Below are 13,610 nucleotides of genomic sequence, written 5' to 3' on the forward strand. Positions count from 1 at the left end.
GTATTTTGAAAGCACTGTAAATTTAGAAACGTTCAAATTTAAATATTCTGGGTTTCAATCCATACATCCATCTCGCCGCCGCAGACCATGCCTTCCTTTACGGCCGCATCATCATCAAGTCGAACTTCGATGCGGCGATGAGCTTCTTTTTTCTTCAGAGAATCGACGGCACTGAGGCGAATTTCATTCTCCGCACGACCGCCGCCGATCGTACCGAAGATTGATCCGTCAGGGAATACCACCATCGACGTTCCCGCTTTACGTGGCGTAGAACCGCGAGTAAACAGGATCGTGGCCACCGCTAATGTTTCATTCTGACGGGCACTGAGATATTCAACAAACTCACGATTCATGGTTCACTCTACCTTTCCGCAATGAGCCGCCCTTTTTCCCACGTATCACTGCTAAATATTCACTAATGATGGACAGAGCGATTTCCTCAGGTGTCTGCGCACCCAAATCGAGACCGATAGGAGCGTAAATCATATCGAGCTCCTCCTGCGTCCAGCCCTGTTCCCGCAACACTTCAAACGCGTAATGAATGCGTTTCTGACTACCCATTACGCCCATATAGGCAGGCAGATAATCGCGCAATTGCTCAAGACAGATATTATCGTATTCATGGGCTCTCGTAACGATGATAAAGCCGTTGTATTCATCGAGAGGCAAATCATTCTTAAAGTTTTCCAGCGGCAAACACTTACGGATAACGCGTTCATCGAAAAACTCAGGAACCACATATTCGGGACGATCGTCCACAACCGTAACGCGGCATCCGATGAATAAAAGCAGATCTGTAATAGCACGGCTCACATGCCCCGCACCCAACACGAGGACGGACGGATCATTTTCCACTGGTTGTACAAAACATTCCATCTCACCGACCATGCAAAGAGCATTCAGTTTTGCCTTGTCTACGGTAAAGCCTTCGATAGCCGTCCCGTAAAGAACGCTGCCGTCCTTCGCATAAATAGTTTTATCACCTTGTCGCGGTCCTGATAGAACCGTAACCATCAAGGTGGTTTCGGTCGCATGTAACCGATTTTTCATTACGTCATAAATCGTTTCCATCTTGATTCCTTTCATAGTCCCAAGCGGTTACAGCTTCCAGCACACCTCCACCGACGGCAAGGGATTTATCCGAAATACTATAACAATGAGATTCTTCGCAGCGGGCATCGACATCGGCCAACTTGAAATGATCCGACACGATGAGACCGCTCTTTAAAATGCCCCGAAGAATACCTGTAATCTTTGCACGAACCGGTTCATCGTCAACATAACCGATCACTTCATTGGCCTGTACGGAGTCCCCTATATGACGCTTTGCCGTAAACAAGCCGGCTTTCGGAGCATGAATCACACGTTCATGTGTAAAGCCGCCTACATCGCCGGGAATCCCCGTATTCGGCTGAGCCGGACCGTCATAGATACAGCGTCCCAACCAGTGACCGCGCATCGTCTCAATAACCACATCCACATCATAGCCTGCGGTAAATCCGGGGCCCACACCGACCACGAGTTCCGCATCGGATTTATTAGTACCCAGATTTTTCTTGCTCAAAATAGCATCCACCACGATCGGAGGATGTAATGTAGCCAGCAAATCTTCATAAGGAGAGGTCACGACGGGAATCACATCATTTGCCAACATCTCCGGTATTTCTTCAATAGACGCATGGCGCGCCACATATCGCTCCAAAATCATCTCACCGCGATGTACGGCATTACCGTAACAGACCTCGCGACGAATCATCGTAGGAATAGCTATTTCATTAATGACAACGGGATAGCCGGCCCGTTTTAATCTATATACAGCGCCGGAAGCTATATCACCGCCCCCACGCATAAGCACTAATGGTTTCATAATGTCTCGCTTTCACGACCTTGCAAACGCTTAAAATCATCAGGTGTATCGATATCGTCCCCGATATCATCACTAATCCAGACCTTCACCACATGATCCTTACCGATACCGCGAATAATGGTTTTTCCACCTTTATCACCATGGATTTGTTGTAATGCCGAAAACCAATGAGATCCGAACAGTACGGGGTTTCCCGACCGGTATTCCGCCCCGTAATGAGGTACGACAATTGTTTTGGGATCAGCATGTTCTTCGAACGCCTCTATAATCTGCCCCACGGCAGGCCCCGTCAATAAAGGCTGATCCCCTACGGAACACAGGATTCCGTCAATGGGTATCGGCATCAAACCCGATAAATAACGTACCCCCATGGCAATGGATACCCCCTGCCCCTGTTCAGGACGAATGTTTTGAATCGCCTCAAAGCCATAGCGGCTTACGATAGAGGCCAGCCGGTCATGGTCATCGCCGGTTATGGCCACAAAGGGTCGCTTGCAATCCGTCATAGACGATATGTCGGCCCCGTTCCAACCTGATCGGAGCGCCTCACAAACAGCATCAAGAACGGTCTTATTGCGCCACGGTAATAACAGCTTATTGCATCCCATGCGCTTTGATTGACCGCCCGCTAACAGGACAATACCTATATGCAGAGGTTCACGATCTATAGATTCCTTCACCGCTTTAAAAGCGGTCATGTAATCATCTTTCACAACATTCATAATTACCTACCGGCATTGAATAATGCGACGAATTTCACAACTTGCCTTATATCCGTCAGCCAGGATGATGGCGGAAATATCACTGTCTACGATTTGATCGATAAAGTCGTCGATAATGCGATGTTGCACCGTATCGTAGCCGGTACAGAACAAAACTTTCTTGCCCCGACTATACTGAAACAGTCCCTGCTTGTGCAGCACGATATCCGCCAGCATACGCGGCGTCACGATAGCGCCCATATCACGTTTCACGATATCCTGAACAAGTTCGATGTTATGAACATGTTCATCATCGAGACTGGTCCCCAACATCTGTAAATTAACGAGCCCTATAGTAGTCTTCGTCAATGACGGTATAACCGGTTCCGTCGTCTTCGGCGCTTTCAGCCATTTTTCCTTCGCACCGTCCGCCTCTACGACGATTTGCCAATTCGGATGTAACCGTGAAAGTCCATCGATAAAATCGCAATCTAAGGAGTCCACCTTGGTTCCCGTAATGCCCGAAAACCACGCACCGCAATAACCGCGCAAAATACGTTCCGTACAATATTCATCGGCTTCATTAATATCCGTTGTATAAATCGGTTCATAATGAGCCACCTGTGATTCATAAAGACGCGTCGTGGTGGTAACCACCATCGGTTGACCTTTCAACCTGCCATATTCTACCAGCTTGGATAATACTGTCGTCTTACCGCCGGCCCCTACGAGGGCGACGATACCCGGCTGTACCAAACGATTCCAATACGATGTTTGTTCATTCATAGAACCAGGCCTCCTTAGAAAGCGAACAGAAACAGCTATGCTTTATATTTCTCGTCCATTCCCATAAATACCTTCTCCGGTGTCATAGGCAATGTACGAATATCGGCACCGACAGCATTTTTAATGGCATGTTGAATCGCAGGACATCCCGTGTTGATAACAACTTCACCGATTGATTTGGCACCAAATCCGCCTGTCGGTTCATAGGACTCTACAAAGTCCGTATGAAGTTCCCCTATATCCTGACGAGTCGGTATTTTATAGGTCATGAGATTGTTCGTTTCCAGACGACCGTTAGAGGAATACCTCACATCTTCATACAATGCCATGCCTATCGCCTGAACTACACCGCCTTCAACTTGAACGCGCGCCAATTTAGGATTGATAACTGTTCCGCAATCAATACAGGAGTAGAAATGAAGAGGAATTACTTTACCTGTCTGTTTATCTACCTTTACTTCCGCAATGGATGCCATGAACGGAGGTGGCGATGTATGGCTGCCCCATGTAGCAGAACCTGATAACTGTTCCGCTTTAGGTCCCACCACTAACTTAGGCGCCAACTCATGAATATCCATCTTCTTGGAACCGTCCTTTGTGGTGGCTACAACACCGTCGAAATCAATATTATCCACATCTGTTTCAAAGAATGTCGCAAACTTTTCAATAATTTTGTTGCGTAACTCTTCCGCCGCCATTTTTGTGGCCGTACCCGTTACATAGGTTGTACTGGATGCATAAGAACCGGGATCGAACGGTACAATATCCGTATCGGATTCAATAACCGTCATATATTCCATAGGGCAACCGATAACTTCACAAGCCATCTGGCTCAATACGGTATTAGAACCCGTACCCATATCGGAAGAACCGGTATACAATATATAGTTCCCGTCATCGCCAAGGCGAACTTCTACGGAAGCCACATCGATATTGGCAACACCGGATCCCTGTAAAGCTAAGGCCATACCGAGACCGCCTCGATACCGTTCATCGATATCCCAGGAATGAGGCCGTTCATCCCAGCGGGCCATTTCTTTTACCCGATTTACCGTATCCTGGAAAAGGCCGGAATCAAGATACTCATCAGGTGCATATACTATGCTCTGTTCACCTGCGGCAATCAGATTCTTTTGGCGTAATTCCGCCGGATCCATGCCCATTTTATCGGCCAACTGATTGACTGCGCATTCCAAAGGCCACAATGCCTCTGTAGCACCATAGCCACGGAACGCACCGCCCGGTGTATGGTTTGTGTACACACCTTCAGTACCATAGTGAACCGCCGTCGCTTTATTATAAAGCGGAACGGATTTATGTTCCCCAGCGGTGGTCGTCGTGAAGCAATGTGTCGCATGAGCGCCTGCCGCCGTGATGGAATCCATATCAATAACCTTGATAATACCGTCCTTCGTAGCTCCCACGCGAATTTTCCACTCACGAGCATGACGAGTCGTGGAACACGTCTGTGCCTCTGTACGATCGTACAGGAGATAACAAGGTTTCTTCAGCTTCCATGTTACAAAGGCAGTCATCAATTCGGTACACGCCGTTTGTTTAGAGCCGAAACCGCCGCCGATACGCGGCTTGATAACGCGCACCTTCGACGCCGGAATTCCGAGAGCATGTGCAATATGACGACGCACATGGAATACAATCTGCGTAGATGATACGATGACAATACGTCCCAATGCGTCAATATAGCCGAAGCTGTTAAACGTTTCCATCGACGTCTGACGTGTCGCCTGGTCAAAATAAGTCCCTTCCGCCACATAATCGCATTTTGCGAGTTCCGCCTCGATATCTCCGACGCGTTTATGATAGGATACGCAAATATTGCGTTTATAGTCCTGACCTACAGGAATATTATTGTGAATATCATCCTCCGGATGGACGATTGTTTCATGATCTATAGCCGTATGCATGTCGAGAACCGGCGTCTGCACATCATACTCCACCTTGATAAGAGGCATCGCCTTTAATGCTGTCGCTTCATCCTTAGCCACAATGAGGGCCACCTCATCACCGACGTAACGGACTACAGGATCCAAGATGAGTGCATCATATGCAGACGGTTCCGGATACGTCTGGCCCGCCAATGTATATCTCGTATTCGGTACATCTTCATAGGTAAAGATCGCTTCCACACCCGGAATCAGTTTAGCCTTTGATGTATCGATAGATTTTATACGCGCCTGCGCATGAGGGCTACGAAGAGCCTTGATAATAAGTGCATCCTTCGGCACAAAATCGCGCGTATAGGACGGTTTGCCCGTCAAAATACCTTTTGCATCGACTTTATCGTAAGATTTACCAATGTGCTGCTTCATCATAGACCTCCTTCTAAGAATTTACGAACCCCTCGAAGTTGTGCTTCATAACCGGTACAGCGGCAAAGATTGCCGATGAGATATTCGCGAATTTCATCATCATTAGCCTTTGGATTTCTACGTTTCAAAGCAATCGCACTCATCATCATACCCGTCGTGCAGAAACCACATTGATCCGCCCCTTCACTGGCAAGACAGGATGCCAACAGTTCGGCTTCTTCCTGCAAGCCTTCCAATGTGGTAATCTTATGTCCCGGTGCACGGAATGTAGGATATGCACAGGACAGGGTGATTTCATCATCCACCCATACGGTACATAATCCGCAATTCGTCGTATCACAGCCGCAACGTACGCTGAAATAACCGAGATTGCGCAATGTATCCATCAACATTTCATCAGTCGCTACATTAACAGTAACGTTTTTATTATTGATATTTAGTAACAATTCCATTATTGCAGCACCTCCCCGGACAAACGCTGAACCATAGCCTTCACCATTTCCATACGATATTCCTTGGATGCATGTGAATTCTTCTGGTATACTAATTCTTCCGAGGCGAGCAATGCCGCTTCTTTTACACCGTCTGCGCCTTTTTCTGAAAGCACCGCACTCGCTTTAGGTGCTAACTGAGGAACGCCCGGTCTCGTGCCGATGTACAATTCAACGCCTTTATCATCACGGCGAATAGAACCCGTCAAGATTGGAAAATCTCCGCGGGAAATACGCAATGCCTCGATGGCAACAGATACCTCTGCCTTAGGAATACGAATTTCTACGAGAATATCTCGCTCCCTATAATTCATATAATCCTGCATAGACATACGTCCGCCTTTAAAGGTGACGATATCCGCATGAACCGCCAGCAAAGCGGGAATAATATCGGAAAATCCGAATTTACTTGCAACGGACCCGCCCATAGTGGCCATATTGCGAAACTGAATTCCAAGAATTTCCTTTACACCTTTTACTACAGCACCGCCACAAAATGTTTGTAACGGTTCAAAACGCTCCACATCTCCTTGTGTAGCCATGGCACCGATAACAAATTCGTTATCTTCTTCTTTCACATAGCGTAGGTCAAGCCCTGCCATATCAATGACAGCAGGCCACGTACGACGACCTAAACGCAACCAGCAACCGCCCGCCAGCATAGGGGCAGTTTTGTTTTTTACGGCTAATTCATAAGCCTCTTCCACCGTCTTCGGTTGTAAAACCTTCATAAATGCTAACATAACCTGTCCTCTCAATGGTATACTAATACTAAAACTACAAGAAGCGACAGCCTAGCGAGCACGGCAGTCGCCAAACTCGAGGATGACCTATGGAATCATCTCGTCTATATATATTTATTCTATCAAGGATTCGTTACTAAATCTATGATTAACTCTATAAATTTACAAAAAATTTGCAAAGAATTACATATTCCAGTCGTAGGAATCGCTCCGTGGCCGCTTCCAGCCGATGCCAAAAATATTCTCTATGAAAGCAATCCATGTCCTTTTACCGCAGCAGATATTGCGGAGCGTACAAGGGGGCCCGAAGATTTTGAGCCCCATAGTGCCATCGTATGCTTATTTCCCTATTATGTAAACTATACAGGGCCTGCCAATGTATCACGTTATACATGGGCAAAAGACTATCACCTGGTCATAAACGACTATTTGACACGACTTGTCAACGAACTGAGCATATTAGAACCGTCCGCACAATTTTCTATTCACTGCGATACGTCCCCCTTAGCAGATCGATACATGGCATATCTGGCGGGACTCGGCTTTTACGGCAGGAACAAATGCTTTATCAATCCCGCCTGGGGATCCTATATCGTCATCGGCACGGTACTCACCACACTGGAACTGGAACCGGATACGCCCTCAACGAAGTTCTGCATCGGTTGTAATCGATGTATCACGTCCTGTCTAGGGCAATGTTTAGGAAATAATGAGTTCAACTATGCCACATGTAAAAGCTATTTAACGCAAAAAAAAGGAGAGCTTACCGATACAGAACGGACTATTATCGGCAAAACGCCTCTCATATTCGGTTGTGATGTATGTCAGGAAGTATGTCCGCACAATAAGAATCTCCCCACCACACCGATCGTGGAATTCCAATCTATTGAACCTGTAGTCGATACAGCGGAACTCAAATCTTTAACCAACAAGGAGTTCAAAGCAAAATTCGGCCATCGTGCATTCTCATGGCGCGGAAAGAAAATCCTTATTCGAAATCATGAAATCATCGATTCAAAAAAACATAAAGACCGTATCGGCCAATAAGTCCGATACGGTCTTTAGTATATTGATACACTCTATTTAATTTCGTAATAATTCAGCTCATCCAACGACTTTCCTAATGCCGGCAGATAGAGTTCAAGGAACATATCGACTTCAGGCATATTTAGATTTTTTAGCTTTACCAGAATCGTATCATGAGCTTCCTTGAATTCATCATTTCCCGCTTTTAACTCGGTTACGCATTTCATATATGCCGAAATAATATCCGCTGCTTTCACAATAGTCCATTCAGGGCTGGATTCGGCATCGACGATAATCGGACGATACACGGATTGTAATTGTTCCGGCAACGTGGTCAGCATTTTCTCCTGCGCCAATGTTTCAATTTCACCATACAGTGCACGCAGTTTGGGATCGAAATATTTAATCGGTGTCGGCATATCACCAGTGAAGATTTCACTCACTTCGTGATACATGGCGATAACAGCCACCTTGTTGATATCTAACTCGCCACCGAAGTATTCATTTTTTAAAGCCGCCAAATTATGAGCCACCATAGCCACTTCTAAGCTATGCTCCTGAATATTTTCCGTTTCCGTATTGCGCATGAGACTCCATCGATTGATGAAACGCATGCGTTTTAAAAATGCAAAAAACGAACTCATACATCCTCCTACATTATAGGATCTACTTTACATCTGCGACAATAAATCAGTAAAGACACAACTAGACATTAATAATTATAGGCCTACTAACTATATAAAAAATTACACGCCTATATAAATAATTATATCCGGCTTTAATTACATCATTATATAACGCCGCGAAGTTTAAAGCCGTAGTCCAAAAACTGCACCGCTTCGTTCCACCGGTTATCATCGTTGAGCATAACCACAATCATGGTATGTCCGTTACGCGTCGCCGAAGCGATTAGACATTCACCGGCCGCCTGCGTATATCCAGTCTTAAGTCCGTTTGCACCGGGATATTTGTTACGAATGAAAATATTTGTCGTGCGAATCGTCTCAGGGTTGCGATTTTGATACGGCACCTTATAATAATCATTCGCTACCTTATCGCGGAACATCTGATACTTCATTCCGTATGCGGCGATACGTGCCAAATCAAGAGCCGTGGAGTGATGTCCCACCTGTGTTAATCCATGCGGATTCAGGAAGCGACTGTTCTTCGCGCCCGCCTTCGCGGCGATGCGGTTCATATCAGCGGCAAACTTTTCCACAGAACCGCTCACATTTTCCGCGACCACAACGGCCGCATCATTGCCGCTGGCAACCATCATACCTTCAAGGACAGCCTCCAACGTAATCTGATCACCTACACGTACACCCAGATTGGATTCCTCCATACTCGTCGCATAGTTACTGATTGTCGCCAGTTCATCGAGATGAGTCCCCTTCAATTCAAGAGCGGTCAGAAGCGTCACCATCTTCGTGGTACTCGCCGGATGCATCCATTTATTAGGATTCTTCGCAAATAAAACCTCTTTCGTATCCGCATCAATGAGGACTACCGCCTCACCGATGGTCGACGGTGGTGAAATTGCTGCCGCAGCAGCCGTATTGCCTGTACCTGCAGTGACAGCTAAAAAAGCCCCTATGCAGATAGCTGTAAAAGCCATTCGTTTTATAATCGTAAACATACTTCTCTCTTTCTACTCAAGTCATCGTCTCAGAACATTTAATTATAAAACAATTCTATATCGGGAAATTGAACTAAATACTCTTGCGAAATCATCTTTACAATAAATCCGCTTTTATTTTCCCGAATCATCTGTTTTTTTCATCGATTTGGTGTCTGAACCCTTCCCTACCATTTTAACGCTTTCACCGACAGATGAATCTACATGTTGCATATATACTACACGTTGCGGATATGGAATTTCGATACCATGTTCATCAAAAGCATCTTTAACATCGGACATAATATCATAAAATACATCAAGATAATTGCTGGTGTTAACACGAGCGAAAGCGGCTATACGAACGGAGTTGTTACCAAATTCCTTGATGCCGATTTCCATAGATTTGCTGTTAAGAATACGTTTATCTGCAGAAAAAATATCTTTTAAAAGTTGAATAGCATCATGATGATTATTGTTGTAGCTAATGTCAAATACAAAAGGAATCATACGCTCTCGCATATACGAAAAATTCGTTACCGGTTGCGATGTCATCTGGGAATTCGGAATATACACGCGTTTTTGATCCTTTGTAATGATGATCGTATTCATGAACTGAATAGCCTGTACATTCCCCTCAATATCCCCTACAGAAATGTAGTGTCCCGCACGAAACGGTTTGAACAGTAAAATCAGAAGACCCGATGCTAAGTTCGCCAAGTTATTCTGCAACGCCAAGCCGATACCTAAACCGAAGGCACCGAAAGCGGCAATAAAGTTCGTCGTAGGAACGCCGAGTTGATTAATACAAATCAAAATGAGTCCCACCAATAACACATAATAAACCATCTGGCTAACAAAGCTCATCGCCGCCGGGTCATAATCGGCACGCGTCATAACACGCTCCGCCACGCGCTGGATCCAATGAATTATATAACGACCTACCAAAAATACAATAAGGGCTATCAGAATATTTCCGGCCTGATTAAAAAACCAGTCCTTTAGATGTAAAATCGTACTTTCATCATGAAACACCAATGATGATAATGTCATCCAAACGTCAGTCATACAAATCTCCTTAATCTATCGTTTAGTATACCAAACTTATTGTAAAAGTATGATATAATGCCACATATAATAAAATATTCATATAATCATAACTATTAATATACATATCCAAATAAATTATCTTTCATTTAACTTAAATATGTCTATTTAAAAATAATATCTACTTAATATATCATTTATAATACACAATTTCAAATGATTATGAAACTACAGGGAGCCCACCATGTTTACCAATCCATACGAAGCACCAGATGAACTCGCCACAGGTGGTCACATAACAAAAGAAATCAATTCAGTAACCGTTTTATTCGATGACATTCACTATTCCCTATCTAGCGGACACTTAAACGGCGGTTTTCACCATACATTGGCCGTACGGAATCAGCAACTGACATACCAGATCGAAACAGAAAAGGATTTGCCCGGCGGATCCGTATCAAATTATTTAGCCCGGGAATTCGAACATATCGACACACCCGTCCATTTCAGTACCGCGCTGCTCACGTCGGCCGATATGATTTACCACGCGTATGCAAAAATAGAGGAACGCGACACCATCGTCGAAACAATCGTAACCGCCGGGTATGACAAAACGGCCCACCGCGCAGGCACAGGATATTGCTACGAAGAAAAAAACGGCGTATTCACAACGCCCGGAACGATTAATATCCTGATTTTTACAAACAAGGCGCTGACGGATAGCGCCATGGTAAAAGCAATCATGACCATCACCGAAGCCAAGACGGCAGCTATACAGGATTGGCGCATAGAGAGCGTACGTCGCCATCCATTTATCAACGAAGATATACCGGATGCCATTACGCAAGAACATTTTACCTCCGCTACAGGCACGTCAACAGACGGAATCATTCTCACCATCGATACAAACGGAGATATTTTAACCGATGCGGGATCCTTTTCGCTCTTTGGCGACACCTTGGCCAAAGCCGTCTACGTAGGCGTGCAACGAGCCTTACAGAACGGAACGGATTTAATTTCTACTAATTCCGATTAACGAATAACTGAAGATAGATTCATGAATAACTGAAGGTGAATTTATAAACAACTGTAAGCAATTCATAAACACATCAAACCAACTGAATATATACTAAGAAAAAACCGTACATCTAGGCGATTGAGATGTACGGTTTATTGCATATAAAACTGTCAGATATATTATGAGTCTATAAAATGAATTTCAAATTAATATTCATGAAAATATTCTTGTAATGTTTTCAGGTGTTTTGTTTTCGTGAGGCCTAACATCAATAAGATACGCGCCTTTTGTGGACTCAAAGTGTCACTCACCAAATAACCTGCCACTGCATCTTGCGGCACGGCGGATACCATTCCGCTGCCCGTCCTGGACGCACGCACAATCGGAAAGGACAGGTTTTGCGTAATCTGCCGCACATTTTGAGGAATCGTACCATGTCCGAGACCGACCAGAATGAGTCCGTCCGGATTAGTCGCAACCACGCTGAGCGGCACCATATCATCCATGCCGCCATAGCAAGTCAAGATAACCACGCGCGGCAATTCTTCACAATCGGTCACATCAAATATAGATTGATTCGTATGACGGCGCGTAGACGTTCTATAATAATATGCCTTGCCGTCCTGAACTATGCCCAGATGCCCCACTAACGGACTGTCAAAGGTTGCTACATTGGTCGTATTCCGCTTTGACACGTCACGAGCACCGTCAATATATCCGTTGAGTACGACTAAAACACCTTTACCTATAGATTCCGACGTGCGTGCAACCTGAATGGCCTGCAACAGATTAATAGGTCCATCAGCACTGATAGCCCCTGCAGGTCGCATGGAACCGGTAATCACAACAGGTTTATCCGTATGTACAGTCAAATTGAGGAAATACGCCGTTTCCTCCATGCTGTCCGTACCATGTGTGATAACAACCCCGCTGATATCATCCCGGTTTACCAGACGCTGCACCACTTTTGCCAATTTAATCCAGTCTTTAACGGTAATATCCGAACTTTCAATATTGCTGAACTGCGTATATGCATAAGGGCCATACGGTTTTGTACCCGGTACAGAGGCAAGGATTTCATCAAGTCCTAAAACCCCCGGTGTATACCCTGTCAAATCCGTATCTGACGCTCCTTGACCGGCAATAGTACCTCCGGTAGCGATTAAGGCAATTTTAGTATCCATAATTCCTCCATGATTACCATCTATATAACTACTTTTCAAAGGGATTGAAAGCCGGCATCAATTCCAATTTATGTCGGTTAATACGGTTCAGATAATCAATACGTTCCTTTGTTTCTATATCATCGATATCACCGCTCCGAATATATCGATCTAAAACGGCATAGGTAAATCCCAGCTTATCCTCGTCGGATTGTCCGCTAAGGCCGTCACTCGGTATTTTATCCACCAAATACGCCGGAATATCCAGCAGACGTCCTATTTGACGGACCTCCTCCACTACCAGGTGAGCCAGCGGACTGAAATCCCCCGCGCTGTCCCCGAATTTTGTAGAGTATCCCACATAGTCCTCCGAACCGTTACAAGTATTGGCAATGCGCGCTCCATTCGGCAAATTCTGCCCTATGGCATACAACGTGGCCATGCGCAATCGGGGCGGCATATTAATCAAGGCATCCCTAGATAATTCCGTCCGTTTCGTAACAGAGCTGAAATGTTCGCCCTTAACAATCGCAGATGTCAATGCTTTATAGGACTCTCCGATATTCACCACTACATAGGGAATGTCCAAGTGCTTCACCACCGCTCTCGCATCGTCGATATCGGACTGCACGCCGTTCGGCATGAGAACCCCTACGACGCGATCCGCACCGAGGGCCTCTTTACAGAGCGCCGCCACAATCGTCGAGTCTTTTCCCCCCGAAATGCCTACTACGGCACTACACTGAGGTCCGTTCTGCTGAAAGTAATCTCTGATCCATTGAATCAGAGCCTTCTTCGTAGCCTCTGCATCTTTTAACAT

15 protein-coding genes are annotated in these 13,610 nt (G+C 45.4%); 2 read left to right on the forward strand and 13 right to left on the reverse strand.

All coding sequences use genetic code 11. The features are described 5' to 3' along the window. Window positions 1–38 precede the first annotated feature (38 nt). From HMPREF1521_RS08675 to HMPREF1521_RS08710, 8 genes are read right to left on the reverse strand one after another with little or no spacing between them, the layout of a single operon-like run. Window positions 39–353: an XdhC family protein gene (locus tag HMPREF1521_RS08675; RefSeq protein WP_038118231.1), complete on the reverse strand. Its 315-nt coding sequence runs from the start codon at window positions 351–353 to the stop codon at window positions 39–41. Beyond that, entirely contained in the window at window positions 343–1,071 is a 729-nt protein-coding gene (locus HMPREF1521_RS08680) for an XdhC family protein (protein WP_038118330.1), read from the reverse strand. Before HMPREF1521_RS08680 ends, HMPREF1521_RS08675 begins: the two co-directional genes overlap by 11 nt. Further along, window positions 1,055–1,867: a selenium-dependent molybdenum cofactor biosynthesis protein YqeB gene (yqeB, locus tag HMPREF1521_RS08685; protein ID WP_051435782.1), complete on the reverse strand. Its 813-nt coding sequence runs from the start codon at window positions 1,865–1,867 to the stop codon at window positions 1,055–1,057. The genes HMPREF1521_RS08680 and yqeB overlap by 17 nt, the downstream gene beginning before the upstream one ends. After that, window positions 1,864–2,589 carry an NTP transferase domain-containing protein gene (locus HMPREF1521_RS08690; RefSeq protein ID WP_038118234.1) on the reverse strand — a complete coding sequence of 242 codons (726 nt, stop codon included), beginning with the start codon at window positions 2,587–2,589 and terminating at the stop codon, window positions 1,864–1,866. The genes yqeB and HMPREF1521_RS08690 overlap by 4 nt, the downstream gene beginning before the upstream one ends. A gap of 6 nt (window positions 2,590–2,595) precedes the next feature. Then, window positions 2,596–3,354: a selenium cofactor biosynthesis protein YqeC gene (gene yqeC / locus HMPREF1521_RS08695; protein ID WP_038118235.1), complete on the reverse strand. Its 759-nt coding sequence runs from the start codon at window positions 3,352–3,354 to the stop codon at window positions 2,596–2,598. Between the two features lie 35 nt (window positions 3,355–3,389). Beyond that, a complete protein-coding gene (locus tag HMPREF1521_RS08700) occupies window positions 3,390–5,687 on the reverse strand; it encodes a molybdopterin cofactor-binding domain-containing protein (RefSeq protein WP_038118238.1) in 2,298 nt (765 codons plus the stop codon). Beyond that, window positions 5,684–6,136 (reverse strand): (2Fe-2S)-binding protein, encoded by a 453-nt coding sequence (locus HMPREF1521_RS08705; RefSeq protein ID WP_038118242.1) that lies wholly within the window; start codon window positions 6,134–6,136, stop codon window positions 5,684–5,686. Before HMPREF1521_RS08705 ends, HMPREF1521_RS08700 begins: the two co-directional genes overlap by 4 nt. After that, window positions 6,136–6,918, reverse strand: coding sequence for a xanthine dehydrogenase family protein subunit M (locus tag HMPREF1521_RS08710; RefSeq protein WP_038118245.1), 783 nt, complete (start codon window positions 6,916–6,918; stop codon window positions 6,136–6,138). The genes HMPREF1521_RS08705 and HMPREF1521_RS08710 overlap by 1 nt, the downstream gene beginning before the upstream one ends. Before the next feature lie 144 nt (window positions 6,919–7,062). Here HMPREF1521_RS08710 and HMPREF1521_RS08715 point away from each other — a divergent pair, with 144 nt between their 5' ends. Then, window positions 7,063–7,965, forward strand: a complete 903-nt coding sequence (locus HMPREF1521_RS08715; RefSeq protein ID WP_038118247.1) for an epoxyqueuosine reductase — start codon at window positions 7,063–7,065, stop codon at window positions 7,963–7,965. Between the two features lie 32 nt (window positions 7,966–7,997). Here the strand turns inward: HMPREF1521_RS08715 and yfbR are convergent, their stop codons facing one another. The 3 genes from yfbR to HMPREF1521_RS08730 all read right to left on the reverse strand — a co-directional run bounded on the left by yfbR (window position 7,998) and on the right by HMPREF1521_RS08730 (window position 10,615). Continuing rightward, entirely contained in the window at window positions 7,998–8,588 is a 591-nt protein-coding gene (gene yfbR / locus HMPREF1521_RS08720) for a 5'-deoxynucleotidase (protein WP_038118250.1), read from the reverse strand. A gap of 146 nt (window positions 8,589–8,734) precedes the next feature. Further along, on the reverse strand, window positions 8,735–9,583 hold the full coding sequence (locus HMPREF1521_RS08725; RefSeq protein WP_038118252.1) for a D-alanyl-D-alanine carboxypeptidase family protein: 849 nt from the start codon (window positions 9,581–9,583) through the stop codon (window positions 8,735–8,737). Between the two features lie 114 nt (window positions 9,584–9,697). Next, the gene (locus HMPREF1521_RS08730) at window positions 9,698–10,615 is read right to left on the reverse strand and encodes a mechanosensitive ion channel family protein (protein WP_369759723.1); all 918 of its coding nucleotides are present in this window, start codon (window positions 10,613–10,615) and stop codon (window positions 9,698–9,700) included. A 238-nt stretch (window positions 10,616–10,853) separates the two neighbouring features. Between HMPREF1521_RS08730 and HMPREF1521_RS08735 the strand changes: the two genes are divergently transcribed. Beyond that, window positions 10,854–11,645: an adenosylcobinamide amidohydrolase gene (locus HMPREF1521_RS08735; protein WP_038118257.1), complete on the forward strand. Its 792-nt coding sequence runs from the start codon at window positions 10,854–10,856 to the stop codon at window positions 11,643–11,645. Between the two features lie 188 nt (window positions 11,646–11,833). Here HMPREF1521_RS08735 and HMPREF1521_RS08740 read toward each other — a convergent pair whose 3' ends face one another. Then, entirely contained in the window at window positions 11,834–12,811 is a 978-nt protein-coding gene (locus HMPREF1521_RS08740; protein ID WP_038118260.1) for an asparaginase, read from the reverse strand. Between the two features lie 28 nt (window positions 12,812–12,839). Then, window positions 12,840–13,610 (reverse strand): NAD(+) synthase, encoded by a 771-nt coding sequence (nadE, locus tag HMPREF1521_RS08745; RefSeq protein ID WP_038118263.1) that lies wholly within the window; start codon window positions 13,608–13,610, stop codon window positions 12,840–12,842.

It is taken from the genome of Veillonella sp. AS16 (genome assembly GCF_000517785.1).
GTDB classification, from domain to species: domain Bacteria; phylum Bacillota; class Negativicutes; order Veillonellales; family Veillonellaceae; genus Veillonella; species Veillonella denticariosi.